Here is a 26,145-nt window from a genome sequence, read left to right as displayed (position 1 = left end):
CACTATGTAGCGAAATCGTCTACTGGAAACGCCGCCAAAAGGAGAACCATCCGTGGCCATCATTGAGCAGGTCGGAGCTCGCGAGATCCTCGATTCCCGGGGAAACCCCACGGTGGAGGTCGAGGTGCTGCTCGACGACGGCAGCTTCGCGCGCGCCGCGGTGCCCTCGGGTGCCTCCACCGGCGAGCACGAGGCCGTGGAGCTGCGTGACGGTGGCGACCGCTACGGCGGCAAGGGCGTCGAGAAGGCCGTCGAGGCCGTGCTCGGCGAGATCGCCCCGGCCATCATCGGCATCGACGCCACCGAGCAGCGCGTGGTCGACCAGGCGCTGCTGGACCTCGACGGCACCCCGGACAAGTCCCGACTCGGAGCCAACGCCCTGCTCGGCGCGTCGCTGGCCGTCGCCCGCGCGGGCGCCGAGTCCTCCGGCCTGGAGCTCTTCCGCTACGTCGGCGGCCCGAACGCGCACGTCCTGCCCGTCCCGATGATGAACATCCTCAACGGTGGCGCGCACGCTGACACCGGCGTCGACGTCCAGGAGTTCATGGTCGCGCCGATCGGCGCCGCCACCTTCAAGGAGTCGCTGCGCTGGGGCACCGAGGTGTACCACTCGCTCAAGTCGGTCCTCAAGGCCAAGGGCCTGTCCACCGGCCTCGGTGACGAGGGCGGCTTCGCCCCCGACGTCGCGGGCACCAAGGAAGCACTCGACCTGATCATCGAGGCCATCGCCAAGACGGGCCTGAACCTGGGCACCGACGTCGCGCTGGCGCTCGACGTCGCGGCGACCGAGTTCTACACCAAGGGCACCGGCTACAAGTTCGAGGGCAAGATCCGCACCGCCGCCGAGATGTCGGCCTTCTACGCCGAGCTGATCGCCGCGTACCCGCTGGTCTCCATCGAGGACCCGCTGGACGAGGACGACTGGGAGGGCTGGGTCGCGCTCACCGAGCAGATCGGTGACAAGGTCCAGCTCGTCGGCGACGACCTGTTCGTCACCAACCCGGATCGCCTCGAAGAGGGCATCGTCAAGGGCGCCGCGAACGCGCTGCTGGTCAAGGTCAACCAGATCGGCACGCTGACCGAGACCCTGGACGCCGTCGACCTGGCGCACCGCAACGGCTACAAGACGATGATGAGCCACCGCTCGGGCGAGACCGAGGACACCACCATCGCCGACCTCGCCGTCGCCGTCGGCAGCGGCCAGATCAAGACCGGCGCCCCCGCCCGCAGCGAGCGCGTCGCGAAGTACAACCAGCTCCTCCGCATCGAGGAGGCCCTCGGCGACGCGGCCCGCTACGCAGGCGAGCTCGCGTTCCCGCGCTTCTCCTTCGACGGCTCGGCGAGCTGAGAACGGAAGCGGTACTGAGCCTATGAGCCAACGCGGTAGGTCACGTCCGGGCGGCAGCCCGGCCGGTCGGGACTCCCGTCGCACCCGCGACGAGTCGGCTGCGCGGCGTCCGTCGCGCGGCCGTACGACCGGACCTACCGCGTCGGCTCCAGGCTCCGGCCCCGCTGCGGGCGGAAAGCCCGCACCGGAGTTCGAGCCCGAGTCGTCCAGCGAGAAGCCCATCCGCGCACGGGGTTCGCGCGCCGGCTCCTCGGGCGAGGACAAGCCCGAACGCACCATCCTCGGGCTCTCCACCGGCAAGGCGGTGATGCTGGCGGTGGTGGTCTGCGCCCTCGCGCTCACCCTGGCCGTCCCGCTGCGCAACTACCTCACCCAGCGCAGCGAGGCGGATCGGGTTGCCGCGCAGCAGAAGGAACTCGAGGAAGACCTCAAGCAGCTGACCCGGCAGAAGCAGCAGAACGACGACCCCGCGTACATCTCCGCCGAGGCCAGGGAGCGGCTGCAGTACGTCAAGCCGGGCGAGACGCCGTTCCAGGTGCAGCTCCCCGGCGAGGTGGCGACCAGGCCCGAGCAGCTCAGCGAGCGCAAGCGGACAGGGGATCCCTGGTACACCGACCTGTGGCGTCCCATCGTGGAGCCGCAGCCGGAGCCCAGCGCGACGCCAGCGCCGCCCGTCCCGGGACCGCCACCGCCCGCACCGGATTCGACCGGCGCGGGTTCGATGACCATTCCTCATGATCAAGGAGGGCCCGTCGGGTGACCGATTCGGCTGACAGCACTTCCCGCCCCGCGGTATCCCAGGACGACCTGGCCGCCGTGGCCGCGCAGCTCGGCCGCGATCCGCGCGGCGTGCTCGCCATCGCCTACCGGGCACCGGACGGCACGCCAGGTGTCGTCAAGACCGCGCCCCGGCTGCCGGACGGCACGCCGTTCCCCACGCTGTACTACCTGACCGATCCGCGTCTCACCGCCGAGGCGAGCCGGCAGGAGTCGGCCGGGGTGATGCGCGAGATGACCGAGCGCCTCGAGCGCGATCCGGAGCTGGCGCAGGCCTACCTCCGTGCGCACGAGTCCTACCTCGCCGAGCGGAACGAGATCGATTCGCTCGGAACCGATTTCACCGGCGGCGGCATGCCCGACCGGGTCAAGTGCCTGCACGTGCTGATGGCGCATTCGCTGGCGAAGGGACCGGGGCTCAACCCGCTCGGCGACGAGTCGGTCGCGCTGGCCGCGCAGGGCAAGCTGCGCGGCACCGCCATCCCGGCGGACTGGCCGGTCTACCAGGGACCCGGCGAGACCGGGAACGACGAATGACCAGGGTCGCTGCTGTCGACTGTGGCACCAACTCGATCCGCCTGCTGATCGCGGACGCCGACGCGGAGGGACACCTGCACGACGTCCGCCGCGAGATGCGGGTCGTGCGCCTCGGGCAGGGTGTCGACGCCACCGGCGCGTTCGCGCCCGAGGCCATCGAACGCACCCGGGTCGCGCTGCAGGAGTACGCGGACATGATCCGCGAGACCGGCGCCACCGCGGTCCGGATGGTCGCGACGTCGGCGACAAGGGACGCCTCCAACCGCGAGGACTTCTTCGCGATGACCAGGGAGGTCCTCGGTGCCGTGATCGAGGGGGCGGAGGCGGAGGTGATCTCCGGGGACGAGGAGGCACGGCTGTCCTTCGCGGGCGCCGTCGGCGAACTCGACCCTGCCGCAGGACCTTTCGTTGTCGTCGATCTCGGCGGCGGATCCACCGAGGTGGTCCTCGGTGACGGCGGCGGGGTGCACGCGGCGCACTCGACCGACATCGGCTGCGTGCGGATCACCGAGCGCTGCCTGCACGACGACCCGCCGACGGCCGAGCAGATCGCGCAGGCGCGCGAGTTCGCGTTGGCGAAGCTGACCGAGGCCTTCGATGTGGTGCCGGTGGAGCAGGCACACACCTGGGTCGGCGTGGCGGGCACGATGACGACCATCGCCGCGGTCTCACTGGAACTGCCGCACTACGACGCCGAGAAGGTGCACCTGTCGCGGATGACGCTGCCGCGACTGCACGAGGTGAACGATTCGCTCGTGCACATGACCCACGACCAGCGCGCCGCCCTCGGGCCGATGCACCCGGGTCGGGTCGACGTGATCGGTGGGGGAGCGATCGTCTCCGACGTCCTGGCCGAGGAGCTCGCGCGCCGGGCGGGGATCACCGAACTGGTGGTCAGCGAGCACGACATCCTCGACGGGATCGCGCTCTCGATCCTGTAGCTCCGATCCGGCAAATCGTCGCCGCGGGCAAGCTAGCATCCACGTGTCCAGTTCGACCGTTTCCGCGGTCGGACCGGTAGCGGCTGTCGCGATGTCGGCGCCGCGGCCCCCATAGCCCAATTGGCAGAGGCAGCGGACTTAAAATCCGCCGAGTGTCGGTTCGAGTCCGACTGGGGGCACTGGTCTGGGTGTTTCCCGGCAGGATCCGGGCGCCCACCGCCTCGCGCCGCTACCCGATCACAACGAGATTGCCTCGCCCTATCATGGGCAGATGAGCAGTAACCCTGCTGCGAAACGAGTTGCTCGCCTCCTGGTTGAGCGGGAGGAGCTCCTGCTCAGAGTCCGCGAACTCGAGGCTCTCCTGGACCGATCGAGGCGACAGCTTGACGAGGTGAACGCAGAGATCTCCTCGCTGCGCCGAGTCGAGAGCGAACTGCTCCGGCGTCACCCTGAGCTCAAGCAGGAATGACTGAGAAACGGCATCGCCGATGCCTATCCCGGCCGTAGACAGAAGGCTGACGTTGTCCTGGGCGGACTGATCGAGCTTGCCCGTGCGGCGCTACGCCGACCGGCGGATGTCGTCCTTCTCGCCCGTCGGGCGGGGCGCTTCGATGGGGATGCCGATGAACATTCGGCGCATCACGGCTCGCGTCAACGCGCCGACGGCGCGGGTCTGGAGGTCCAAGACTGCGTCAGTCGTCGCCAATGCCAGCACCACGGGTGTGCCGATCCACACCGGAATCTTCATGCGCCTTCTCCTCGGGACTGCGTGCGCCCGTCAGCGATGGGAGTTCTGGCGGGATGAACAGGCGGCCCCGCCGACGCAGGGGGCTTTGTCGACGGGGCCTACGCCACTCATCGAGGGATGGTGGCGCGAACTCACCGTAGACGGAGCAAGTCGTTACTCGCGCGTACAAAACTGGACGGTTCTCCAGATTGGCAGATGGGCCTCCCATCCGGGTTTCACCCATGCCGGATGAGGTGTCGGTGGCACATCCGAGAAAATCTGAACTCCTCGATCACTCGAATAGAGGAGAGAAACGGCATGGATGGTTCCGGATCCGTTGAACTGACTGCAGCGTTGGCCGGGATCGGTGTCCCGGACCGCGTGGAGACACCGCTCGGCGCATTCGAGTTCTTCGACGGCGTACCGCTACCCGAGTCGACCCGCAAGCTGTACGACGGACTGGACTTCGTCCGAGGCATCGACGCCTTCCTCAATGCCGTGCCAGGAGCGTCTCTGGTGGCGATGAGGCGCGGATTCCGCAGTATCGGGATCGACGGGCTCAACGTCCTCGGCGTCACCGACCCCCGGGCCAACTCGGGGAGCTACTTCCTGACCCCGAACACCTCGACCGCGTACGGGACGATGTTCATCGACCTGCACGACGGGCCGGTGGTCATCGAGCCGCCGACGAACTCCCTGTGTGTCGTCGACGACTTCTGGTTCCGATACGTGACGGACATGGGCATCGCCGGACCGGACAAGGGGCAGGGCGGAAAGTACCTGTTCCTCCCGCCCGGCTACACCGGCGACGAGCCTGAAGGCTACTTCGTCTGTCGCACACCTACTTTCACCAACTGGGTGGTCTTCCGCGCACTCGACGGGATCGAGGCGGTCAAGCAGTCCCGTGTCTACCGGCTCTCCGAGTCGGCCAATCCGCCCGAGATGACGTTCGTCAACATTGCGGACGAAGTGTTCAACACCGTCCACTCGAACGACATCTCCTTCTTCGGCGAGGTCGACGAACTGATCCAGGAGGAGCCGCCCGGCTCGCTCGACCCCGAGCGGGCGGGGCAGCTCGCCGGGATCGGCATCAAGCACGGACGACCGTTTGAACCGGACGACCGGCTGAAGAAAATCCTCGACTCGGCGGCGAAGACCGCCGCGGGCATCAGCCGGGCGCTCGCGTACTTCCCGCGCGGCACGGAGAACTTCACCTTCGAAGGCGCGTCCTGGAAGGACGGGTTCGTCGGCGGCAGTTACGAATTCCTGCACGAGCATGCGCGCCTGCTCGACGCCCGCACCCTGTTTCACTACGTCGCCACCGTCATCACGCCGGCGATGGCCCACGCGCAGGTCGGCGCCGGTTCCGCATACACCTACACCGCCGAGGACTCGCAGGGGCGCCTGCTCGACGGCGCCAAGACCTACCGCCTCGTGTTGCCACCGAACCCGCCGGCAAAGAACTTCTGGTCGGTCGACGTTTATGACACCCAGACGCGGTCGCTCCTCCAGACGGACAACCCCCACCCGAGCGTGATGAGCCTCAGCGGCACCGTGCAGGAGGAGAACGACGGGTCGATCGTGCTGTGGTTCGGGCCGACCGCGCCTGCGGGCAAGGAAGCGAACTGGATCCGAACCGTCCCCGGCAAGAGCTGGTGGCCGATCCTTCGACTCTACGGCCCCCTACAGCCGTGGTTCGACAAGGCCTGGCAGCCCGGCGAGATCGAAGAAGCAAGCTGAGGATCGCCCGTCAGGAGCTCGGTGGCGTCTCGCCTCGGTAGGCCTGGTGGCGGTGTAGGAACTTGGCGCGGTGCCCGCGGAGGAGCTGCACCTCGTCCACGTCCTCGCCCTGCTCCCGCTGCTCGGCCTGACGTTTCTCGAACTCCAGGGCGATCCTGGCCGGGTTCGTTTGTTCGCGCAGATCGCGGGCCCGCATGGCGGCGGACTCGTCATGCAGTAGATACGCGGCGGCACGGTCGCAATAGATGAGCATTCGCTCGTACCCCAGTCTCACCGCCGCGCCTTCGTCGAGCCTTGTTGCGCCGATGTCCTCGACCAGCTGAAACGGAAGGCGCGCGAACCGGTAGTTGAATCGGGCCACCGCCATGGGTATCCCGAGCACGGTTCGATCGTATCGGCGTCGCATCGGGCTGGCTGTGGACAACCGCTGTGGAAATCAGCGCATGGCGGGGAGGCCGTACCTCTTGAGGGCGGCGGCCACCAAGCCGGTAGCGAGGGCGGCCGCTGCCGCGGCTCGAAATGCGGCCGACCTGATGCGGGGTGCTGCGTGCGATGCCATTGGCGACGGTTCTCCCTCGTTGGCGTGCCTCCGGTTGAGGCGGCGGAGCCAAAGGTATGCCACGTCACACGTGTTGGCCACCAATGGAACGCTTGGTTTCCACCGAGGTGAAACACGTTCTCGCGCTACGTGAGTTGGCACAAAGAAGGCCCGTCGCCCGGAGGGTGTCGGCTCAGGACTCGTCGATGCCGGCGAAGGCGGCAGTGGACTGGCGCAGCAGATCGGTGACCCGTTTGTCCGAGTACCCGGTGGGAGTGATCACGACGCCCCTGCGCGGGCACCACACCACGCCTTTGTCGATACGGGTCGCCGACGCGGCTAGGCCGACCTCCCACTTCCCGAGCACGACCGCATCGGGGTCCACCGATACTTCCCAGTCGAGGATCCAGGACTCGAGGGCTGCCCACTGATAGGCGGGGTCAGCGATTCTTGCGCGCACCGCGGCCATTGTGGCGACGCGAGCAGAAGCTGGCAAGCGTCGCACTTCAGAGCGAGATTCGGCCGACCTCCACGGGTTCGACGCGTCCGGTTGAGAGGTCCGTCGGCGGCCGGTTCACGGGTAGATGGCGGCCTTCAGGTCCTCGAAGGATTCGCGCAGCAACTCGGCGTAGCGACCGTCGTCGCGCAGCTGCCGCGGGTCTGCGGTGATGTTGACCGCCAGCGAATCACCCACCGAGCTGATCGAATGCACCACGCCGCCGAGGCCTACGAGCGGGGCCACCCCGAAGTTCGCGGCGACGGTGGATCCGCAGAGCGCCATGTCGGCTGGGCCCTTGGGCACGTTGGTGACCAGGGTGTTGGCGAGCCGGATGGTCGACGACTGCCGGGTGGGGAGCGCGCCGAGGACGCGGAGACCGTTCCGCACCACGAATCCCGGGATCGAATTGGCGAGCGCGTCGAACTGCGTCTCGCCGGGGCCGGTCTTGCGCACCGTGTCCATCAACACCGAGCGATGGATCGCCCCGGCGCGCTCGACGAGGTCGGGGAGGTCGGTGTGCAGGTCCACAGCGAGGGTGACGAACCGGTTCCGGGAGGTCGCCTCGGCGGCGTTGCGGGTCGAGAGCGGGACCCCGGCAGCCAACGATCCTTCCGGCGCGGTGCCGACCTCGCACAGATATCTGTGCATGGTCGAGCCGACGATAGTGAGCATCAGGTCGTTGACGGTCACACCGCCGATCGCGCTCCGCATCGCCCGCAGCTCGGGGACCGAGAAGAACACGGCGTCGAAGACGCGCTCCGGGCCGAGGGGTTGATTCAGCACAGTGCGCGGGCGCAGCGCGGCGGGAACCTCGTACATCCCCTGCGCGCGCTCCGCCCGCATCAGTCGCTGGACCCGTCGCGCCCGGGGCACAAGGCCTGCGAGTAGGCAGAGGTTTCGGGGTAGAGAGGAAACCGCGGCGGCGGCCATCGAGAACCGGGAAGGAATCGCAGCCGCCGCGGCCGGGCGCTCATCGGTCGGCAGGTTCTCGGTGAACAGCTGCCGGGAGATCTTGGCGCCGAGGCCGCCGTCCGCCATCGAATGGTGCATCTTGATGGCCACCACGGTGGCGTCCCCCGGGATCTCGGCGACCCCGGCGACCCCGGTGACGATGTGGATCTCCCACAGGGGTCGCGAGGGGTTCAGTGGCCGCCGCTGGATGTCCGCCAGCAGCGTCCGCAGTTCCTCCCAGCCTCGCCCGTCGTGGAAGACGACGTGGTCCTCGGCCGCGAACGCGGGGTCCTCGGCCCAGTACGGGTGGTCGAGGTCGAAGGGGATCCGGATCATGCGCTGGCGCAGGATGCCGATTCGGTCGGCCCGTTCCGTGATCCACCGCAGCAGCTCGTCCCGGCCTGGTTCGGGGTGCTCACCCGAGTCGAAGGCAAATGTCGAGACGGAGGTCTGATTGGCCGACGGTGTCTCGACGTACACGAACACGGCGTCGCGCGGATCGACCTGCATCATCAATGTCCCCCGAGGGCCGAAGCGCCATTCCCAGGTGAACGTACCGTCCAGCTCGGCGGTTGCTGTCTTTAGCACCCCCGCGACTCCAATCGGCCGACTCGGGTACGTGACGTCGGCCACTAGTTTTTCGGCGCCTGTGGGAGCTCGAAACCGTCGGGTCTCGCGCGGGTCGGTTCCGTGATCGACGCAAAACCGGCCGGTTTGTTATCTCGTCGTTACTGAATCTGTCTCGCTCGGATTTTCGCGCCTGACCTCACATTTTTGACGGTCCGCCGGATCGCAGTAGGGACTTGTCGCAGGTGGGGCGGCGCGCCGCGCCGGGCGGACAGGGTGCCCGGCGCGGCGTCCCGGCCGGGGTTCAGTCGATCAAGATCGTATTTAGATAAAGATTCGATCACGGTGGACGTATCGATATCGTTTCGTTACATTCGTTGTGGGGGTCCGAGGTTGCACGGCCCAAAAGGTGCGACCAAGAAGCCAACGAAGATGAGGTAAAGACTGTGGGAACTCTCCGCAGGACGTTCAATCGTTCCAGCTCGATCACCACCGCCCGTCGCCTGAAGGGTGCAACCGTCGCCGTCGCGACCGGCGCGATCCTGGTCGGCGGCATGCAGCTCGGATCCGCCACCGCGACCGCTGCGCCGATCGATCACCAGGCCTTCGCCGCCGTGCCCTTCCAGCTTCCGCAGGAACTGCTGCCCCAGGGAGCCCCCGCCGCACCGGCGCCGCTGCCCGAGATCACCGGCGCGCAGCAGTGGGTCAACGACCAGCTGCGCGCGCTCAACCCGGGCGGGTCTGTCGCACCGCTCAAGGCGCGCACCGTGCAGCCCGTCAACGGCCACATGACCTCCGGCTACGGCGCTCGCTGGGGCTCGCATCACGGCGGCATCGACATCGGCGCCAACCTCGGCACCCCGATCATGTCCGCTGCCAACGGTGAGATCATCTCCGCGGGCCCGGCCTCCGGCTTCGGGCTGTGGGTCCGCGTGCGTCACGACGACGGCACCGTCACCGTCTACGGACACGTCAACGAGTACACCGTCAATGTCGGCCAGCGTGTCGAGGCCGGTCAGCAGATCGCGACCGTCGGCAACCGCGGCCAGTCCACCGGACCGCACCTGCACTTCGAGGTGTGGGACGCGAACGGTGCCCAGCTGGACCCGAGCGAGTGGCTGGCGGCCAACGGTGTCGCGGTGACCTGGGGCAGCGCCCCGGCCGCCTAGGCGCCGGACCAGGCTTCAGACCCCCACGCGCGGGGCGTGGGCACGCTGTCGGAAGACGGCGATGCTCATGCCCCGCGCGTTCGGCGTCTCAGATGCCGACGGCCGTCTCGAGTGCCTCTAGCTCGGTGTCGAGGTGGTCCAGGATCGCCTCGAGGTCCGGCAATGCCCGCCTGCAGCCGGTCAGCCCGAACGCGATCGCGTCGTCGGAACTGGTGCAGGTGATGTTCAGGGCCTGTCCCTCCTGCGGGAACGCGATCGGATACAGCCCGTCGAGCCGGGCCCCGTTCCAGTACAGCGGTGTGCGGGGGCCGGGAACGTTGGAGATCACGACGTTGAACGGCGGGCGGACCGCCCCGCTGCTGCCCGCGACCACGTGCAGCGCCGCAGGCACCATTCCGGCCGCGCTCACCGCGAGGATCTGCGACGAACTCATGCCGATCATCGACTCCTTGCCCTCGAGCATCGACGTTCGCACGGTCTCGAGCCGCTGCGCCGCGTCGGCGGAGTGGGTCGCGAGGTTGCACATCAGCACGCCGAACGAGTTGCCCGCCTGGCTTTCGTCGGGGCCGCCGCGAAGCGACACCGGCACGGCGGCGATCAGCGGGACCTCGGGCAGGGCCTCCCGCGACTGCAGATACGTGCGCAGGCCGCCGGAGCACATCGCGAGCACCACGTCGTTGACGGTGGCGTCGGACGCCTTGGCGATCAGGCGGAGTCGCTCGATCGGCCAGGACCGGGCGGCGTAGCGCCGTGCCCCGGCGATGGGCACGTTGAGGATGGTGTTCGGGGCGGCAAAGGACAGAGAGCCGCCCTGCTCGCGGAGCGCGCGGACCACGGTGCCCGCCAGCGCCGAGCCGAGCCCGGCCGCCCCTCCCAGCAGTGACGCGGCCCCGCGGACCGCGGCGGCGGGCAGTCCGAGGACGCCGCCACCGTCGCTGGTCTCGACGGCCGGTTCCTCCGATGCGGGGCACGCCGGCTCCGGGTCCTTCATGTCCCAGACGGCGGGGATCGCCCGGTCCGTCGGGTCCTCGCTCAGTGACTGCGCCAGCAGTCTCATCGCCGAGACCCCGTCGGCGAACGCGTGGTGAAACTTCGTGTACACCGCGAATCGGCCGTCGTTCATGCCCTCGATCAGGTGCATCTCCCACAGTGGACGGTGACGGTCCAGGGGTGCCGAGTGCAGTTGTGAGCACAGGTCGAGTAGTTCACGCATGCCGCCGGGTTGCGGCAGGGCGTCGTGGCGCACGTGATACCCGAGGTCGAACCCGCTGTCCTCCTCCCAGGCCCACTGTCCGAATGAGGACCACGAGCGCGTCGGCTTCTGGCGGAACCTTTGTGCCGCAGTGTCCTTCGCGAGAGCGGCATCGAATGCCGCGCGGACATCGGAAGCGGTGGCGCCCTCCGGCGGCTCGAAAAGCTGCAGCCCGCCAACGTGCATGGGGTGTTCGCGCGATTCCGCCAGCAGCCACATCGAGTCGGCGGGAGACATAGACAGCGGCATGGGCGGCCCTCCTGGGTTCTCGACCGCTGCCCCGGTCGGATTGTGGATTTCTGTCGAATTTGTTGTACCCGTTCGTGAATCGCCCCGCTACTTGTCACTTGTCCAGTCATGGGACGGACGGTCGAGGTGGTCGCTCGTCCATGTCGGGCCCGGGACCTGGAACAATCGAGCGGTGCCGGTCCCCGAAGAAGTCCTGTCCCGACTGCGTCGGTTCCCCGACGTGGAGGCGCCGAACCTGTTCGCCGTCGACGGCGCGGATCGGCTGATCCTCGACGAGGCGGGCCCGTCGCTGCTGGGCGCGGCGAGCGGGACGGTGGCGGTGATCGGCGACCACTACGGCGCCCTCACCCTTGGGACGATCGCGGGCTTCGGCGTCACCGACGTCCGGGTTCACCAGGACCCGATCACCGGCGAGCTCGCGCTGTCGCACAACGCCGCGCGAGCCGGACTGAGCGAGGCCTACCGGTCCTGCGGGCTGGACGAGTCCCTGCTCTCGGGGGCGCGGGTGGTGCTGGTCCAGCTGCCGCGCAGCCTGGCCGCCCTCGCCGAGATCGCCGAGGCCGTCGCCCGGCATGCCGATCCGGAGGTGGTGATCTACGCGGGCGGCCGCGACAAGCACATCACCCCCGCGATGAACGAGGTGCTCGCCCGCAGCTTCGGCGACGTGCATGCCACCCGTGGCAGGCAGAAGTCCCGGGTGCTCGTCGCCCGCGGCCCGCTCGATCCGCCCGCCGAGCCGACCTACCCGCTGCGCGAGCACCTGGCCGAGCTCGACATGGAGGTGGTCGCGCACGGGGCCGCCTTCGCGGGCACCAAGCTCGACATCGGAACCCGGTTCCTGCTCGACTACCTGCCCCGGATGAACCCGGATGCGCGATCGGCGGTCGACCTCGGTTGTGGCACAGGGATTCTCGCCGTGGCCTTGGCTCGTTCCCGTGCCGACCTGCGGGTGATCGCGACCGATCAGTCCGCCGCGGCTGTCGCGTCGACGGCGGCGACCGCGCACGCGAACGGGGTCGGCGACCGGGTGACCGCGCTGCGAGACGACGTGATGTCCACCCTCGGCGACGCCACCGCCGACCTGATCGTCTGCAATCCGCCGTTCCACGTGGGTGCGGCCGTCCATACCGGGGCGGCGCTGTCGATGTTCCGCGGCGCGGGCCGGGTGCTGCGCGAGGGTGGTGAGCTGTGGACCGTCTACAACTCACACCTGGGATACCGCGGTGCGCTCAGGAAGTCGGTCGGCCCCACCGAACTGATCGGACGGAACCCGAAGTTCACCGTCGCCCGGTCGGTCAAGGGCGTGTGACGGCTCGGCCCGCTACTTGACGGGCCCGCCGCCGATCGGGTCGCCGTCGAACTGGTCGCGGGTGATGCCGAGGTCCTCGATGATGACGCCGTCGACCACCTCCGCCTCGACGGACTCGGGATCGCCCGGCTGCTGACCGTCGTCGTCGAGCGGGGTGTCGGGCTCTTCCTCGGCGAGCCGCTCGTCGAGGGTCTCGCCCGCGGCGGCCTCCGCCGCGGTGGTCCCGAAGCGATCGGCCTCGCTCCAGTGATCGGGGGCGTCGACGACATCATCGCCGTCGTCGTTGCGGACCTCGTCCGAGTCGAGCGACTCGCTGGCGTTGAGGGTCTGGCCCGGGCCGTCCTCGGTGCTCATGAGTCAATAATGCCACCCTTGGGTGCAATGTCGTGCCAGGTGAACCTCGTTTTCGTGCGGGGCGGGCGCGATCCGCGCCCGGTAGAGTCCCCACTGTTCCGGCTGGCGACTTGTTTAAGTTCGAAGCGCTGGGAACTTACGGTCACATGTGAGACGTTTTACCAACAGAACGGGATTTCCCGTCGCGGTCGGGCCACAGCGGCACGGCAGGATCCCCAGGGATCCACCTATAGAAGGGACACGCACGGTGCGCACCACCAGTAACCCGGTGTTCCGCAACCTCCCCAAGCAGGAGGGCAGCGGATACGCCTCGTTCGGTTCTGCCGCGGCAGGCGCGGGGCAGATGACACAGCAGTTCGGTCAGCCCCAGTACACGCAGGCTGAGCCGTACACGACAGGTCCTGCTCAGCGGGCCATGACCATCGACGACGTCGTCACCAAGACGGGCATCACGCTCGGTGTGCTGACGGTCGCGGCGATCATCTCCTACGTGCTCGTCAACTCGAACGTCGACCTCGCGGCGCCGTTCGTGATCGGCGGCGGACTCATCGGGCTGGTCCTGGTCCTGGTCGCGACCTTCGGCCGCAAGATGGACAACCCGGCGATCGTGCTGGCCTACGCCGCGGCGGAGGGCGTCTTCCTTGGCGCGCTGTCGTTCATGTTCACCGACATCACGTTCGGCGGCACCGGCGGCTCCACCCTCATCGCCCAGGCGGTGCTCGGCACCTTCGGCGTGTTCTTCGGCATGCTCGTGGTCTACAAGACCGGCGCCATCCGCGTCACCCCGCGGCTGACCCGGATGATCATCGGCGCACTGATCGGTGTCGTGGTGCTCTCGCTCGGCAACCTGATCGCCAGCTTCTTCACCCCGGGTGGCCTCGGCCTCCGTGACGGTGGCGGACTCGCGATCGTCTTCAGCCTCGTCTGCATCGGCATCGCCGCGTTCAGCTTCCTGCTGGATTTCGACGCCGCCGACCAGCTGATCCGCGCCCAGGCGCCGGAGAAGGCGGCCTGGGGCGTCGCGTTCGGCCTCACCGTCACCCTGGTGTGGCTGTACGTCGAGATCCTGCGACTGCTGAGCTACTTCAACAGCGACTAGTCACCGCACGCCTGACCACGAACGGGCGGTTTCCTGCTCCGTCACTCGACGGATGTTCAGGAAACCGCCCGTTCGGCGTTGTGGAATCGATTCGCGGGTTGTCCACAGGTCGACGGTTCGCCGGGATCGGTGCCTCGCCGACGCGGCATGGTGAGGCGATGGGGGCAGACGACGCACCGTTTCGGGGATCGAGCGCCATCGCGGCGGGGGTGGTCACCGAACACCAGCTATACCACGATTTCGTGCGCCTCTACCAGGGCGTCTACATCAGCAAGCGTGTGGAGATCACCGCAGCCCTGCGCGCACGCGCGGCATCGCTGTTCGCCGGGCCCGACGCGGTCCTGACAGGGTTCTCCGCCGCTGCTCTGCACGGGTCCAGGTGGATCGACGCCAGCGAGCCTGCGGAGGTGATCCGCCCGGGCCATCATCGGGCGACGAGGAAGCTCATCGTCCACGATTGCCGACTCGAACCGGACGAGATCACCGTCGTCGACGGCATTCGAGTGGCCACGGCAGCGCGTGCTGGGTTCGATCTGGGCAGGCGCTTGTCGCGAGTATCCGCGATCGTCGCGTTGGATGCCCTCTGCAACGCGACGGGACTCAAACCCGCCGAGGTCACAAGGCTCGCGGAGCAACACCCACGGGCGCGTGGACTCGTCCGGTTGCGCTCGATCCTCGGCGAGGTGGACGCCGGGGCGGATTCGCCGCCCGAGACCCATACTCGTCTGGCCATCGTCGACGCGGGTCTGCCGCCGCCTGAAACACAGATCCCGATCGTCGAGAACGATGGATGGAGGTTCGCGTGTGCGGACCTGGGCTGGCGGGAGTGGTCGGTCCTCGTGGAGTACGACGGAGAACACCACTGGACCGATCGCCGCCAGCGAGCCTGGGACATCGAGCGCTCGGCGCGGATCGAGGCGCTGGGCTGGACCGTGGTGCGGATCGGTGCGGAGCTGCTCTACAACCGGCCGGATGAACTGGTCCGCCGGGTGAGGGCCAAACTCCGCGCGGCTGGGGCTCCGGTATGACGACGAACGGGCGGTTTCCTCGCGGGCCTCTCGGCCGATGCTCAGGAAACCGCCCGTTCGCGGTGGTGCAGAAGGACTAGCTGAGGCGCTCGAGCACCATCGCCATGCCCTGGCCGCCGCCGACGCACATGGTCTCGACGCCGAAGGTCTTGTCCTGCTCACGCAGGTTGTTGAGCAGGGTGTTGGTGATGCGGGCACCGGTCATGCCGAACGGGTGGCCAAGGGCGATCGCGCCACCGGAGACGTTGATCTTGTCCTCGTCCAGGTTCAGCGCGCGGGCGGAGCCGATGACCTGCACCGCGAACGCCTCGTTGATCTCGTACAGGTCGATGTCCGAGGTGGCCATCTTCGCGTAGCCGAGGGCCTTCTTGACGGCCTCGATCGGGCCGAGGCCCATGATCTCGGGGGAGAGGCCGGTCGCGGCGGTCGAGACGACGCGCGCCAGCGGGGTCAGGCCGAGGGCCTTCGCCTTGGTGTCGCTCATGATGACGAGCGCGGCCGCGCCGTCGTTGAGCGGGCAGGCGTTACCGGCGGTGACGGTGCCGTCGGGGCGGAAGACCGGCTTGAGCTGGCTGATCTTGTCGTAGCTGGTGCCTGCGCGCGGGCCGTCGTCGGTGGACACGACGGTGCCGTCGGCGAGGGTGACCGGGGTGATCTCGTTGGCGAAGAAGCCGCGGTTGATGGCCTCCTCCGCGCGGTTCTGGCTGCGGACGCCCCAGCGGTCCTGGTCCTCACGGCTGATGCCGGTCAGCGAGGCGACGTTCTCGGCGGTCTGGCCCATCGAGATGTAGATGTCGGGGGTCAGGCCGTCCTCGCGGGGGTCCTTCCACGCGACGCCACCCTGCGCGGCCAGCTCGGTGCGCGCCTGGGCGTCGGCGTACAGGGCGTTCTTGGTGTTCGGCCAGCCGTCGGCGGTGCCGGTGGTGAAGGACGAGACGGACTCGACGCCCGCCGAGATGAACACGTCGCCCTCGCCCGCGCGGATTGCGTGCATCGCCATCCGGGTGGTCTGCAGCGAGGAGGAGCAGTAGCGGTTGACGGTGACGCCGGGCAGGAAGTCGTAGCCGATCGCGGTGGCGACCACCTTGGCGATGTTGTAGCCCGACTGGCCGCCGGGCTGGCCACAGCCCATCATCAGGTCGTCGATGTCGGCGGGATCGAGCTCCGGGATCTTCGCGAGGGCCGCGGCCACCATCTGGGCGGCCAGGTCGTCGGGACGGATATCCTTGAGCGAACCCTTGCCGGCCCGGCCGATGGGCGAACGTACAGCGGAGACAATGACGGCCTCAGGCATGAGAACTCCTTGCAGTAATCGGGGTGCATGGTGGGTGCCACACACTGTGGATTTGACCCAGACGTTACGTGGCGCTCGCGGCGCGCTGACGGCGCCGTCGGTCATCGACGATCTTGAGCACTCCGGAGGTCGGTTCCGGGGCCACCTGATCGGCCCCCGGCTCGCCCCTGCTGGCCCGGCGCTCGGTGTCGCGGCGCCACAGGAAGCGGTTCGCGGCCTCGGTGATCCGGGCGGAGATCCGGCGCGACTCGGCGGCCTCGGAGACCTCGGGCAGCTCGGGCAGCGGACCGCCCTCCCATTCCCCGAGCGCGCTGGCGAGGACGGGGAGCAACTGCTGGGCCGCGAGCTCGTACCCGGCCGCGGAGGGATGGAAGTGGTCGGCGGAGAACATGGTGTCCGGGGCGGCCAGGAACTCCGGCGCGAGCAGGTCTGCGAGGGCGACGGGATGGCCGCCTGCCCGCAGCACCGCCGCCGCCTGCGCGCGGGCCAGCCGGTGGCCCCACTCGCGAACCACCGACCGCAGCGGCTGCGGGATCGCCGTGACCACCCCCAGGTCCGGACAGGTGCCGACGACCACAACCGCGCCGGCCTGGCGGAGCCGCGCCACCGCGTCGCCGAGCCTGCGGGCGGACGAGTGGATCGAGTTCTTGGCGGTGACGTCGTTGGCGCCCACCAGGATCACCGCGGCGTCCGGTGGCGGGCCCGCGATGAACATGGCATCGACCTGACCCTTGAGCCCCTTCGAGGTGGCGCCGCCGATCGCCTTGGTGGACAACCAGATCCGCTTGCCCGTCTCCTCGGCGAGGCCGCGGGCGATCCGCACCCCTGGCACCTCGTCCGGGACCGCGCAGCCGACCCCGGCCGCGGTCGAGTCGCCGAAGATCATCAGGTGGATGTCGAACTCCGCGCCGAGGCGCCAGCGCTCGGGGGCCTCGCACCCGGGCGTGTAGATGCCGTCGGCCTCGGGTGGTTTGGCGACGTTGCGGCCGATCACGCCGCGCGCGGCGGTGGCCTGGCCCATCAGGTAGTTGTAGAGCGCCCACGACGCGGTGCCTGCCGAGGACCCCGCGACGACCGCGGCCGCGCTTGCTTTCGCGGCCGTTTTCCATCCGCTGGTGGGCACCGGATCCACCCTCCGCTCGTCGCGAGTGCTACCGGCCACAAATCTAGTGCGAAAGCCCGCGCCGCGTGGGGTCTGCGCTCGGGGACCCGACATCGAGATCGGAGCGGGCGGAGCGACCCCCGAGAAGGGACCTGGTGTTGCCCCCGTCGCGCGCTCTGGGACCATGTAGGCATGCGCATCGCGGATCATGTCACCGACCTCATCGGAAATACTCCGCTGGTCAAGCTGAACTCGGTGGTCGAGCCCGGCTCGGGCCTGGTGGCCGCCAAGATCGAGTACCTCAACCCGGGCGGCAGCTCCAAGGACCGGATCGCGGTCAAGATGATCGACGCCGCCGAGGCGTCGGGCGAGCTGAAGCCCGGCGGGACCATCGTCGAGCCGACGTCGGGCAACACCGGCATCGGGCTGGCACTGGTCGCGCAGCAGCGCGGCTACAAGTGCGTCTTCGTCTGCCCGGACAAGGTCAGCGAGGACAAGCGCAACGTCCTCAAGGCATACGGCGCCGAGGTCGTGGTGTGCCCGACCGCGGTGGCACCGGAGCACCCGGACAGCTACTACAACGTCTCCGACCGCCTGGCCCGCGAGCTGCCCGGCGGCTGGAAGCCCAACCAGTACTCCAACCCGGGCGGGCCTGCGAGCCACTACGAGACCACGGGCCCCGAGATCTGGCGGGACACCGAGGGCAAGATCACGCACTTCGTGGCGGGCGTCGGCACCGGCGGCACGATCACCGGCACCGGTCGCTACCTCAAGGAGGTCTCCGGCGGCAAGGTCAAGGTCATCGGCGCGGATCCTGAGGGCTCGGTGTACTCGGGCGGCACCGGACGGCCGTACCTGGTCGAGGGCGTCGGCGAGGACTTCTGGCCCACCGCCTACGACCCCTCGGTCCCCGACGAGATCATTGCGGTCTCCGATGCCGACTCCTTCGACATGACGCGGCGCCTGGCCCGCGAGGAGGGCCTGCTGGTCGGCGGCTCCTGCGGCATGGCCGTGGTGGCCGCGCTGCGGGTCGCCGAGCGCGAGCCCGACGCGGTGATCGTGGTGCTGCTGCCCGACGGCGGCCGCGGCTACCTGTCGAAGATCTTCAACGACAAGTGGATGGCCTCGTACGGCTTCCTGCGCACCCCGCTGGACGGCAAGGTCCACGAGCCGACCGTCGGCGACGTGCTGCGTGGCAAGTCGGGCGAGCTGCCCGACCTGGTGCACACGCATCCGTCGGAGACGCTGCGCGACGCGATCGAGATCCTGCGCGAGTACGGCGTCTCGCAGATGCCGGTCGTCGGTGCCGAGCCGCCGGTGATGGCGGGCGAGGTCGCGGGCAGCGTCACCGAGCGGGACCTGCTCTCGGCGGTGTTCGAGGGCCGGGCGCAACTCGCCGATCCGGTCGCCAAGCACATGAGCCCTCCGTTCCCGCTGATCGGCTCGGGCGAGCCGGTGACCGCCGCGACCAAGGCGCTCGGCGACTCGGACGCGCTGATGGTGGTCGACGACGGCAAGCCCGTCGGCGTCATCACCCGGCACGACCTGCTCGGATTCCTCAGCGCCGGGGGATAGCTCGACCCGGGCCGCCCCGCCCGGGTGCCGTTAGGATCCCCGCATGGGGGAGATGAGATCTCGGGTGGGGATGGTCGCCGCGGCGACCGCGGTGCTGGTGTCCGGATGTTCGACGGTGACCAGTGGGACACCGGTCGCGGAGTCAGAGGGTTCGGACGGCGGTGCGGCGGTGGCGCTGTCCGCGGGCGAAGCGCCGGACTGCGCCACGATGGCCGGGGCGTTGGGCGGCTTGGTGGCCGGCATGCCGCTGGCCAACCAGGGCACGCTGCCGGGCTCCACCGACCCGCTCTGCCTGTGGGCGGACGGGGACTTCACCGGGACCCAGCGCAATCTCTTCGTCAGCGTCAAGGCCAACGGGTTCACCGAGGCGATGCTCGAGGCCTCCAGGGGGAAGACGAGCCTCGGCGTGGTCGACGAGCCGCGCGCCGACGCGCTGGGTGGGCTCGTGATCAAGGTCAACGACACCGTGTACACGCTGACGATGGCCGGTCGCAGTGTCGATGCCGGCAGCCACGGCAGCCAGGGATACACGGAATCGGAGTACATCGACGCGCTGGTCTCGGTTGCCCGATTACTGACCGAATAGCGGCTCGCTAGGCTTACCGGCATGAGCGAGCACAGCAACGCAGAGCAGGGGTTCTCCACCAGGGCCGTTCACGCCGGGTACGAGCCGGATCCGCTGACCGGCGCGGTGAACGTGCCGATCTACGCCAGCTCGACCTTCGCCCAGGACGGCGTCGGCGGGATGCGGAGCGGGTTCGAGTACGCGCGCACCGGGAACCCGACCCGGCGTCCGCTCGAGGCCAACCTCGCCGCCCTCGAGTCGGGCACCTATGGTCGCGCGTTCGCGTCCGGCATGGCGGCCACGGACTGCCTGCTGCGCTCGGTCCTGCGCCCCGGTGATCACCTGGTGATCCCGAACGATGCCTACGGCGGCACCTTCCGGCTGATCGACAAGGTGTTCACCCAGTGGGGCATCGAGCACACTCCGGCCGCGGTGTCCGATGTGGACGCGGTCCGCGCCGCGATCCGCCCGAACACCAAGCTGGTGTGGGTGGAGACCCCGACCAACCCGCTGCTCAACATCGGCGACATCGAGGCGCTGGCCGGAGTCGCGCACGAGGCCGGGGCAAAGCTGGTGGTGGACAACACCTTCGCGTCGCCGTACCTGCAGCAGCCGCTCGGCCTCGGTGCGGACATCGCGCTGCATTCGACCACCAAGTACATCGGCGGGCACTCCGACGTCGTCGGCGGCGCGCTCATCACCGACGACGAGGAACTCGACACCGCCTTCGCGTTCCTGCAGAACGGCGCGGGCGCGGTGCCCGGCCCGTTCGACGCGTACCTGACCATGCGCGGCATCAAGACCCTCGCGCTGCGGATGGAGCGGCACAGCGAGAACGCCGAGCAGATCGTCGACCTGCTCACCGGCCACGCCGCGGTCTCGCAGGTGATCTACCCGGGTCTCGAGTCGCACCCGGGCCACAAGGTCGCGGCCAAGCAGATGCGTCGCTTCGGCGGCATGATCTCGGTGCGTCTCAAGGGCGGCAAGCAGGCCGCGCTCGACTTCTGCTCGCGGACTGAGATCTTCACGCTCGCCGAGTCCCTCGGCGGTGTCGAGTCGCTGATCGAGCACCCCGGCGCGATGACCCACGCGTCGACCGCGGGCTCCGCGCTCGAGGTGCCGGACGACCTGGTCCGGCTCTCGGTCGGCATCGAGGACGCCGCCGACCTCATCGCCGATGTGGAGCAGGCACTGAAGTAGGCAGCTCCGCTGCCCGTGCGCGGTTGACGAGTCCTGAGACTCGTCAACCGCGCACGGGCGCCGCAGGCGCCTTACGCTGGCGCTGTGGAACTCGTGACGAGGGAACAGATCGCGGCGGCGGCCGACCGACTCGCCCCGGTGATGCGCAGGACACCGATGGTCGCGTCGCGGGTGCTCTCGGAGCGCTGCGCCCACGACGTGTGGCTCAAGTGTGAAAACCTTCAGCGCACAGGCTCTTTCAAACCTCGTGGCGCCTACAACCGGATCGCGAACCTGACCCCCGAGCAGCGGGCGGGCGGTGTGGTGGCAGCCAGCGCAGGCAACCATGCGCAGGGTGTCGCCTGGGCCGCCAGCCGGCTCGGCATCGAGTCCACGGTCTTCATGCCGGTCGGCGCGGCGCTGCCGAAGCTCGTCGCGACCAAGGCGTACGGTGCGACGGTCCACCTGCGCGGTCACACCGTCGACGAGGCACTCGTGGCAGCCAAGGAGTTCGCCGCCGCGACCGGGGCCGTGCTCATCCACCCGTTCGATCACGTCGACGTGGTCGCGGGCCAGGCCACCGTCGGGCTGGAGATCCTCGAGCAGCTGCCGGAGGTCGGGACCATCGTGGTGCCGACCGGCGGTGGCGGTCTGCTCGCCGGGATCGCGGCGGCGGTCCGGGACTCGGGCCGCCGGGTGCGCCTCGTCGGCGTGCAGGCCGAGCAGGCGGCGGCCTGGCCGAGGTCGCTCGCCGAGGGCGCCCCCGTCGAGGCGGAGGCCCTGTCCACCATGGCCGACGGAATCGCCATCGGACTCCCGGGTGCGGTGCCGTTCGCGCACGTCGACGCCCTGGTGGACGAGGTGGTCACGGTCAGTGAAGACGCGCTGTCCCGGGCCCTGTTGCTGTGCAGCGAGCGGGCCAAGCTGATCGTCGAGCCGGCGGGGGCGGCAGCGGTGGCCGCCCTGATGAGCTGCGCGGCGGAACAGCTGCGGCTGGAGGGGACCGTGTGCGCGGTGTTGTCCGGCGGCAACATCGACCCGTTGCTGCTCACCCACGTGATCACCCACGGCCTGCGGGCCGCCGGGCGCTACCTGGTCGTGCGGGTCACCATCCCGGACCGCCCGGGTGGGCTGGTGCGGCTACTCGGCGTGGTGAGCGAGCGCGGCGCCAGCGTGGTGGACGTGGTGCACTCGCGGACCGCCCGCGACCTCGGCCTGGACGAGGTGGAGGTGCTGTTGACTCTGGAAACGAGGGGGCCCGACCACCGCGACGAGGTGCTGGGCGCCCTCGACACCGCCGGCTTCGCCGTGCGGGTGCAGGAGTAGGCGCTCCGCGCCCGTGCGCGGTTGACGAGTCCCCACACTCGTCAACCGCGCACGGGCGGCGCAGCCGCCTAGGCGATGGTCGCGTTCGCGACCGGGACGTCGAACACCCGGCACCAGATGAGCACCGTGCTGGCCTGGCCGATCTGGATCTCGGCGGGCAGCTCGTAGTTCTGGTCGCCGCGGCTGCCCTTCAACGCCCCCAGCCGGACCGGCTCTGGGCTCCGGACATCGGCCCCGTCGATGAGGTGCACGAAGTAGTCGGGTCCCGCCTCGACCTCGAAGTTCTCGAAGCGCAGCACGCGGCGGCCGTCGCCCAGGTCCAGTAGCCGTGCGGAACCCGTTGCGTCGTGGTCGATTCCGACGAACTTCGCGGCGCCGATCTCGTGCGCGCCGCCCGGGTGGTCCCCGCCCGGTTCGAGCACGGCCACCCCGACGAGTGGATCGGGTTCTCGAACGTCGGTGCCGCGGAACGTCGGCACGATGACGAGCGCGATGACCGCGGCGGCGAGCAGGGTCTGCGCGAGCGCGCCGATCCAGACGTGGCGGGTCAGCCGGTAGAGCGTCCAGCCGAGCAGCAGGAACAGGGCGAGGGTGGCCGCGCCGATGGCGAGCGTCCGGGGATGGGTGGAGGTGTTCGAGATGAGGTTCGGCGGGATCTCGTAGATCAGGGCGAGGGCACCCACGGCCAGGCCCGCGGCGATCAGGACGAGCAGCGATCCGGTCAGCCACCGTCGACGGCGGAAGGGGCCGATCTCGGGCCCGGATCGCATCGCCATGTCGTCAAGCGTAGGCACGGGTGCTCGCCACGGTGGCGTTGTTCTCGTGCGCGATGACGCGGTCGATCACGGCCAGCCGCAGAGCCGGGTGACCCGGAAGTCCTGGTCCACCAGCCTGGCCGGCATCCCGAGCTCCTCGAGCCAGGCGAGCGTCTCCTCGCCCCCGCGGACCGCCGCCCTGCTCGCCGCGGCGGCGGCCAGGGCGGAGCCCGCGACCACGGACACGGTGCGCCAGTGCGGCGCCCCGGCGGGATCCGGGTGCAGCGGGCTGACCGTGCTGGCGGTCGCGAGGCCGGAGCCGGACGGGATCGAGACCTGACACGACGGGTCGCCGGGCAGGTCCTCGACCTTGATCTGCCAGCCGCTGCGCGGCTCCGGACCCGCGGTCGCCACGTCGCCGCCGAGGCTGACCAGCACCCCGCAGCCGAGCAGCTCGGCGACGGCGGTGGCGCAGCGGTCGGCCGTGACGGAGCGGGCGGTCGCGGACACGTCGAGGGTCAGCCCGGCGGGGAGGGTGACGTCGTGGCCGCGGACGGTCACGGAGCGCCACCGGTCCGGTTGCGTGCCGCCGACGGTGGGGTCGAGGACGCCCGCCGTCAGCTCGGCGGCCAGGAGGGCCCTGCTGACCTGCTCGGCGAGCAGGACGCTCACCCGGGTCGTGGTGCCCGCGGACCGGTTGAGTGCCGCGATCTCGGAGTCTTCCCGGGTGGCACTGGTCGCGACGTCGGCGGCGGCCAGGTGGCCGCGGACCATGTTCCAGGCGGATTCCAGCATGTCGGGGTCTGCCACGACCACCGTCGCGCGCACACCCCACATCGACCAGCTCTTCGCGGCCTTGTCCGCCGCGAGGGTCACGACCCGCCCGAGATCACGTCGAACTGCCCGGCGCCCCGGGTGACGACCGGGCCTGCGCCGTTCGAGCGGTTCGAATCGGCGGCGATGACCGTCCCCGAATCCGAGGAGGGGGCGTCTCCGAGCGCGAACGAGGCGCCGGCGAGGGACCCGACGCTGAGCGCACCGACGATGCCGGACGCCGCGACAGCACGGCGGAATCGGGACGTCCGGTGGGGCTGCTCTGCGGGTCGCTCGCTCATGACGACCAGGATCCACCGCGAGCCTGAGAGAGACCTGAGGGTCTGCTGAAATTCTGGTTCTTGGCCTGAAATGTCGCGGTGCGCGGGCATACGCTCCGTGAGTGCGCAGTTTTCCCCGCCCGAAGTGGGCCGATCCGCCGGCAGATGCACAGTCGGCGGCGGCTAACGCCGGACCGGCACGCCGCGATACAGGCGTCGTGTGGGTTCGGGAAACACGGTTCGATCGATGTGATCGAAATCGCCCCGCGGCCGGGTCGGGGGACCTAGCGTTGCACCTGATAGCCCGCTCGAAGTTTGGAGTTGCGAATGCCGGTTGATCCAACGGCGGTGATCGTGGCAGTTGCCACTGCCCTCGGCGGCCTCGTTCAAGGGGCCGACATCCCATTACCGGTGAAGGATCAAGCAGCACAAGCGATTCAGTCTTTCGAGGCGTCGGCACCCGCGGCGTCGCAGCAGATCAACGACGTCATCGGCATGTTGCCCCAGAATATGCAGGGTCAGGCACAGCAGGCCGTCGCGGATGCTGCTGCCGCAGTGGAGGATTCAATCAAGCCGTACCTCCCACCTGCCCCGCAGATTGCACCGGGGGTGCCGGCCGTGCCGCCGCCCGCGGTGGTCGCGCCGCCGGTGCCGGAGGCGCCCCGCTACACGGCGCCGCCCGCGCTGCAGGCGACCCCGATCGGCGGCGACCCGAGCCGGATGCTGCCCGACGCATTGACGGACCTTCCCGAGATGGTGATGGCCCCGATCGGCGCGATCGCGGTCTTCGTGCCGTGGCTGAAGAAGGCGGGCGAGATCTGTGAGGGCATCAAGCCCCCGGTCCTCGCCGCGCTCTATTCGGCGGAGAACGGTTTCCGGTACGGCCCGACGGCGCCGGTGTCCAGGGACGGAGCGCGCGGGCCGGGCCAGTTCATGCCCGGCACCTGGGCCAAGTACGGCAAGGACGCCGACGGCGACGGCAAGGCGGACATCCTCGGCGTCGCGGACTCGGTGATGGCGTCGGGGCACCTGCTCTGCGACATGTACACCGAGATCGAGGGCTGGCAGAAGCAGGGCCTGGTCAAGGGCGACACCCTCGATCTGGCCATCGCCGGGTACAACGCGGGGGTCGGGGCCGTGCGGCGGTCCGGCGGGATGCCGTCCGGGCTGCCCGACTACGAGAACCAGACCAAGCCGTACGTGAAGAAGATCCGGGCCAGCGAGGCTCGATTCGCGGGGATCCTCACCCCGTTCGTCGGCGGCAACTTCGGCGACGGGATCGGCGGCAAGATCGTCGAGGCCGCGCTCCGCTACCTGGGCCTGCCCTACGTCTGGGGTGGCGGCAACATCAACGGGCCCTCCGGCGGTGGCTTCGACTGCTCCGGGCTGACGTCCTACGCGGTGTACGCCGCAACCGGCGACCTGCTGAAGCTGCCGCGGACCTCGGAGACCCAGTGGAACGTCGGCGAGGAGATCCCGCTGGCCGAGGCCAGACCCGGAGACCTGCTGTTCGGCAACTGGCAGTCGGGTGGGCCGGGGCACGTCGCGATCTACATCGGCAACGGGCAGATGGTGCACGCCCCGCAGACCGGTGACGTGGTCCGGGTCGGGCCGGTGTTCGACGGGATGAAGGTCCGCCGGATGGTGTGACGCGGCTCCGCCGCAGTTCGCTACTGCTGGAGCGGCGGCGCGGCGACAGCCGGAGCTGGGTCGATGGATGTGGTCGTCGACGCGCTCGCCGGGGAGGTGGCCGCGCTCGACGGCGTCACCGGCGAGGTCGAGATCGGCGGTGCGACGGTTGTGGTGGCCGGGGGAACCGTCCAGTTGCTGCCGATCCCGCAGACGGGGACCCCGGGCGGACACCCTTCAGTGGTCATGCCGCACTCGGTGTGGCCACAGCTGTCGGTCCCGCATGCCGGGCCCGGCACGCAGTTGTATCCCGGCGGGATCTCCTGGACCGGCGACTCGTAGTACGAGGACTCCGGTGCCGGGGCGGGCGCGTGGCCGTCCCACGATTCCGGCCCGGCCTGCGGTGCGCCCGGGGCCGCCGAACTCGTCGGCGGCGCAGACTTGGTCACCTTGGCCGAGGTCGTGGACGCCGAGCTCGGCGCGGGGCCGCCGGATTCCGATCCGCTCGAGCATCCGGCCAGCAACACCACCGGCACGACCA

At 69.5% G+C, this 26,145-nt stretch carries 26 protein-coding genes and 1 tRNA gene; 16 read left to right on the top strand and 11 right to left on the bottom strand.

Annotated elements, in window-relative coordinates:
• Positions 1-52: 52 nt before the first annotated feature.
• The 5 genes from eno (at position 53) to JOE46_RS11750 (ending at position 3,782) form a co-directional block, all read left to right on the top strand.
• A complete protein-coding gene (gene eno, locus JOE46_RS11770; RefSeq protein WP_077042577.1) occupies positions 53-1,348 on the top strand; it encodes a phosphopyruvate hydratase in 1,296 nt (431 codons plus the stop codon).
• Positions 1,349-1,370: 22 nt separating this feature from the next.
• The gene (locus tag JOE46_RS11765) at positions 1,371-2,108 is read left to right on the top strand and encodes a septum formation initiator family protein (RefSeq protein ID WP_097212328.1); all 738 of its coding nucleotides are present in this window, start codon (positions 1,371-1,373) and stop codon (positions 2,106-2,108) included.
• Complete coding sequence (locus JOE46_RS11760) at positions 2,105-2,662, top strand: DUF501 domain-containing protein (protein ID WP_097212329.1); 558 nt, start codon at positions 2,105-2,107, stop codon at positions 2,660-2,662. Before JOE46_RS11765 ends, JOE46_RS11760 begins: the two co-directional genes overlap by 4 nt.
• On the top strand, positions 2,659-3,603 hold the full coding sequence (locus JOE46_RS11755; protein WP_097212330.1) for a Ppx/GppA phosphatase family protein: 945 nt from the start codon (positions 2,659-2,661) through the stop codon (positions 3,601-3,603). Before JOE46_RS11760 ends, JOE46_RS11755 begins: the two co-directional genes overlap by 4 nt.
• A gap of 105 nt (positions 3,604-3,708) precedes the next feature.
• Positions 3,709-3,782: transfer RNA gene (locus JOE46_RS11750), tRNA-Leu, on the top strand.
• 380 nt (positions 3,783-4,162) lie between these two features.
• Here the strand turns inward: JOE46_RS11750 and JOE46_RS11745 are convergent.
• A complete protein-coding gene (locus tag JOE46_RS11745; protein ID WP_209927271.1) occupies positions 4,163-4,351 on the bottom strand; it encodes a hypothetical protein in 189 nt (62 codons plus the stop codon).
• A gap of 297 nt (positions 4,352-4,648) precedes the next feature.
• On the opposite strand from JOE46_RS11745, the gene JOE46_RS11740 reads away from it, so the two are divergent.
• The gene (locus JOE46_RS11740) at positions 4,649-6,070 is read left to right on the top strand and encodes a DUF1254 domain-containing protein (RefSeq protein ID WP_179800587.1); all 1,422 of its coding nucleotides are present in this window, start codon (positions 4,649-4,651) and stop codon (positions 6,068-6,070) included.
• A gap of 10 nt (positions 6,071-6,080) precedes the next feature.
• On the opposite strand, the gene JOE46_RS11735 is transcribed toward JOE46_RS11740, so the two are convergent.
• From JOE46_RS11735 to JOE46_RS11725, 3 genes are all read right to left on the bottom strand, one after another.
• Entirely contained in the window at positions 6,081-6,452 is a 372-nt protein-coding gene (locus JOE46_RS11735; RefSeq protein ID WP_209927269.1) for a hypothetical protein, read from the bottom strand.
• Between the two features lie 349 nt (positions 6,453-6,801).
• A complete protein-coding gene (locus tag JOE46_RS11730; RefSeq protein WP_143548471.1) occupies positions 6,802-7,068 on the bottom strand; it encodes a hypothetical protein in 267 nt (88 codons plus the stop codon).
• A gap of 114 nt (positions 7,069-7,182) precedes the next feature.
• A complete protein-coding gene (locus JOE46_RS11725) occupies positions 7,183-8,646 on the bottom strand; it encodes a wax ester/triacylglycerol synthase domain-containing protein (RefSeq protein ID WP_209927267.1) in 1,464 nt (487 codons plus the stop codon).
• Positions 8,647-9,071: 425 nt separating this feature from the next.
• On the opposite strand from JOE46_RS11725, the gene JOE46_RS11720 reads away from it, so the two are divergent.
• Positions 9,072-9,794, top strand: a complete 723-nt coding sequence (locus JOE46_RS11720; RefSeq protein ID WP_257017517.1) for a M23 family metallopeptidase — start codon at positions 9,072-9,074, stop codon at positions 9,792-9,794.
• 88 nt (positions 9,795-9,882) lie between these two features.
• On the opposite strand, the gene JOE46_RS11715 is transcribed toward JOE46_RS11720, so the two are convergent.
• Positions 9,883-11,295: a wax ester/triacylglycerol synthase family O-acyltransferase gene (locus JOE46_RS11715; RefSeq protein ID WP_097212335.1), complete on the bottom strand. Its 1,413-nt coding sequence runs from the start codon at positions 11,293-11,295 to the stop codon at positions 9,883-9,885.
• 172 nt (positions 11,296-11,467) lie between these two features.
• Here JOE46_RS11715 and JOE46_RS11710 point away from each other — a divergent pair, with 172 nt between their 5' ends.
• Positions 11,468-12,604, top strand: a complete 1,137-nt coding sequence (locus tag JOE46_RS11710; RefSeq protein WP_257017518.1) for a methyltransferase — start codon at positions 11,468-11,470, stop codon at positions 12,602-12,604.
• A 12-nt stretch (positions 12,605-12,616) separates the two neighbouring features.
• Here the strand turns inward: JOE46_RS11710 and JOE46_RS11705 are convergent, their stop codons facing one another.
• Positions 12,617-12,958: a hypothetical protein gene (locus tag JOE46_RS11705; protein WP_097212337.1), complete on the bottom strand. Its 342-nt coding sequence runs from the start codon at positions 12,956-12,958 to the stop codon at positions 12,617-12,619.
• 247 nt (positions 12,959-13,205) lie between these two features.
• Here JOE46_RS11705 and JOE46_RS11700 point away from each other — a divergent pair, with 247 nt between their 5' ends.
• Positions 13,206-14,057 carry a Bax inhibitor-1/YccA family protein gene (locus JOE46_RS11700; RefSeq protein WP_097212338.1) on the top strand — a complete coding sequence of 284 codons (852 nt, stop codon included), beginning with the start codon at positions 13,206-13,208 and terminating at the stop codon, positions 14,055-14,057.
• Between the two features lie 158 nt (positions 14,058-14,215).
• Positions 14,216-15,085: a DUF559 domain-containing protein gene (locus JOE46_RS11695; protein WP_209927265.1), complete on the top strand. Its 870-nt coding sequence runs from the start codon at positions 14,216-14,218 to the stop codon at positions 15,083-15,085.
• Positions 15,086-15,161: 76 nt separating this feature from the next.
• Here the strand turns inward: JOE46_RS11695 and JOE46_RS11690 are convergent, their stop codons facing one another.
• Together JOE46_RS11690 and JOE46_RS11685 are read right to left on the bottom strand one after the other, a co-directional pair.
• The gene (locus JOE46_RS11690) at positions 15,162-16,379 is read right to left on the bottom strand and encodes an acetyl-CoA C-acetyltransferase (RefSeq protein ID WP_097212339.1); all 1,218 of its coding nucleotides are present in this window, start codon (positions 16,377-16,379) and stop codon (positions 15,162-15,164) included.
• Positions 16,380-16,443: 64 nt separating this feature from the next.
• A complete protein-coding gene (locus tag JOE46_RS11685) occupies positions 16,444-17,502 on the bottom strand; it encodes an SGNH/GDSL hydrolase family protein (protein WP_097212416.1) in 1,059 nt (352 codons plus the stop codon).
• Between the two features lie 171 nt (positions 17,503-17,673).
• On the opposite strand from JOE46_RS11685, the gene JOE46_RS11680 reads away from it, so the two are divergent.
• From JOE46_RS11680 to ilvA, 4 genes are all read left to right on the top strand, one after another.
• Complete coding sequence (locus JOE46_RS11680) at positions 17,674-19,056, top strand: cystathionine beta-synthase (RefSeq protein WP_097212340.1); 1,383 nt, start codon at positions 17,674-17,676, stop codon at positions 19,054-19,056.
• Positions 19,057-19,099: 43 nt separating this feature from the next.
• The gene (locus JOE46_RS11675) at positions 19,100-19,642 is read left to right on the top strand and encodes a hypothetical protein (protein WP_143548473.1); all 543 of its coding nucleotides are present in this window, start codon (positions 19,100-19,102) and stop codon (positions 19,640-19,642) included.
• A gap of 21 nt (positions 19,643-19,663) precedes the next feature.
• Positions 19,664-20,821: a cystathionine gamma-synthase gene (locus JOE46_RS11670; protein ID WP_097212342.1), complete on the top strand. Its 1,158-nt coding sequence runs from the start codon at positions 19,664-19,666 to the stop codon at positions 20,819-20,821.
• A 141-nt stretch (positions 20,822-20,962) separates the two neighbouring features.
• Positions 20,963-22,126: a threonine ammonia-lyase gene (ilvA, locus tag JOE46_RS11665; RefSeq protein WP_218840977.1), complete on the top strand. Its 1,164-nt coding sequence runs from the start codon at positions 20,963-20,965 to the stop codon at positions 22,124-22,126.
• 68 nt (positions 22,127-22,194) lie between these two features.
• Here the strand turns inward: ilvA and JOE46_RS11660 are convergent, their stop codons facing one another.
• The 3 genes from JOE46_RS11660 to JOE46_RS11650 all read right to left on the bottom strand — a co-directional run bounded on the left by JOE46_RS11660 (position 22,195) and on the right by JOE46_RS11650 (position 23,996).
• On the bottom strand, positions 22,195-22,902 hold the full coding sequence (locus JOE46_RS11660; RefSeq protein WP_097212343.1) for a DM13 domain-containing protein: 708 nt from the start codon (positions 22,900-22,902) through the stop codon (positions 22,195-22,197).
• Positions 22,903-22,968: 66 nt separating this feature from the next.
• Positions 22,969-23,757, bottom strand: coding sequence for an FAD:protein FMN transferase (locus JOE46_RS11655; RefSeq protein ID WP_269589434.1), 789 nt, complete (start codon positions 23,755-23,757; stop codon positions 22,969-22,971).
• Positions 23,754-23,996 (bottom strand): hypothetical protein, encoded by a 243-nt coding sequence (locus JOE46_RS11650; RefSeq protein WP_097212344.1) that lies wholly within the window; start codon positions 23,994-23,996, stop codon positions 23,754-23,756. Before JOE46_RS11650 ends, JOE46_RS11655 begins: the two co-directional genes overlap by 4 nt.
• 306 nt (positions 23,997-24,302) lie before the next feature.
• Here JOE46_RS11650 and JOE46_RS11645 point away from each other — a divergent pair, with 306 nt between their 5' ends.
• A complete protein-coding gene (locus JOE46_RS11645; protein WP_097212345.1) occupies positions 24,303-25,625 on the top strand; it encodes a bifunctional lytic transglycosylase/C40 family peptidase in 1,323 nt (440 codons plus the stop codon).
• A gap of 63 nt (positions 25,626-25,688) precedes the next feature.
• Positions 25,689-25,946 carry a hypothetical protein gene (locus JOE46_RS11640; protein WP_209927263.1) on the top strand — a complete coding sequence of 86 codons (258 nt, stop codon included), beginning with the start codon at positions 25,689-25,691 and terminating at the stop codon, positions 25,944-25,946.
• Positions 25,947-26,145 lie beyond the last annotated feature (199 nt).

Source organism: Rhodococcus sp. PvR099, from assembly GCF_017833315.1.
In the GTDB taxonomy this organism is placed as follows: Bacteria; Actinomycetota; Actinomycetes; order Mycobacteriales; family Mycobacteriaceae; genus Rhodococcus_G; species Rhodococcus_G oryzae.
This window is presented reverse-complemented; position numbering and strand designations above follow the sequence as displayed.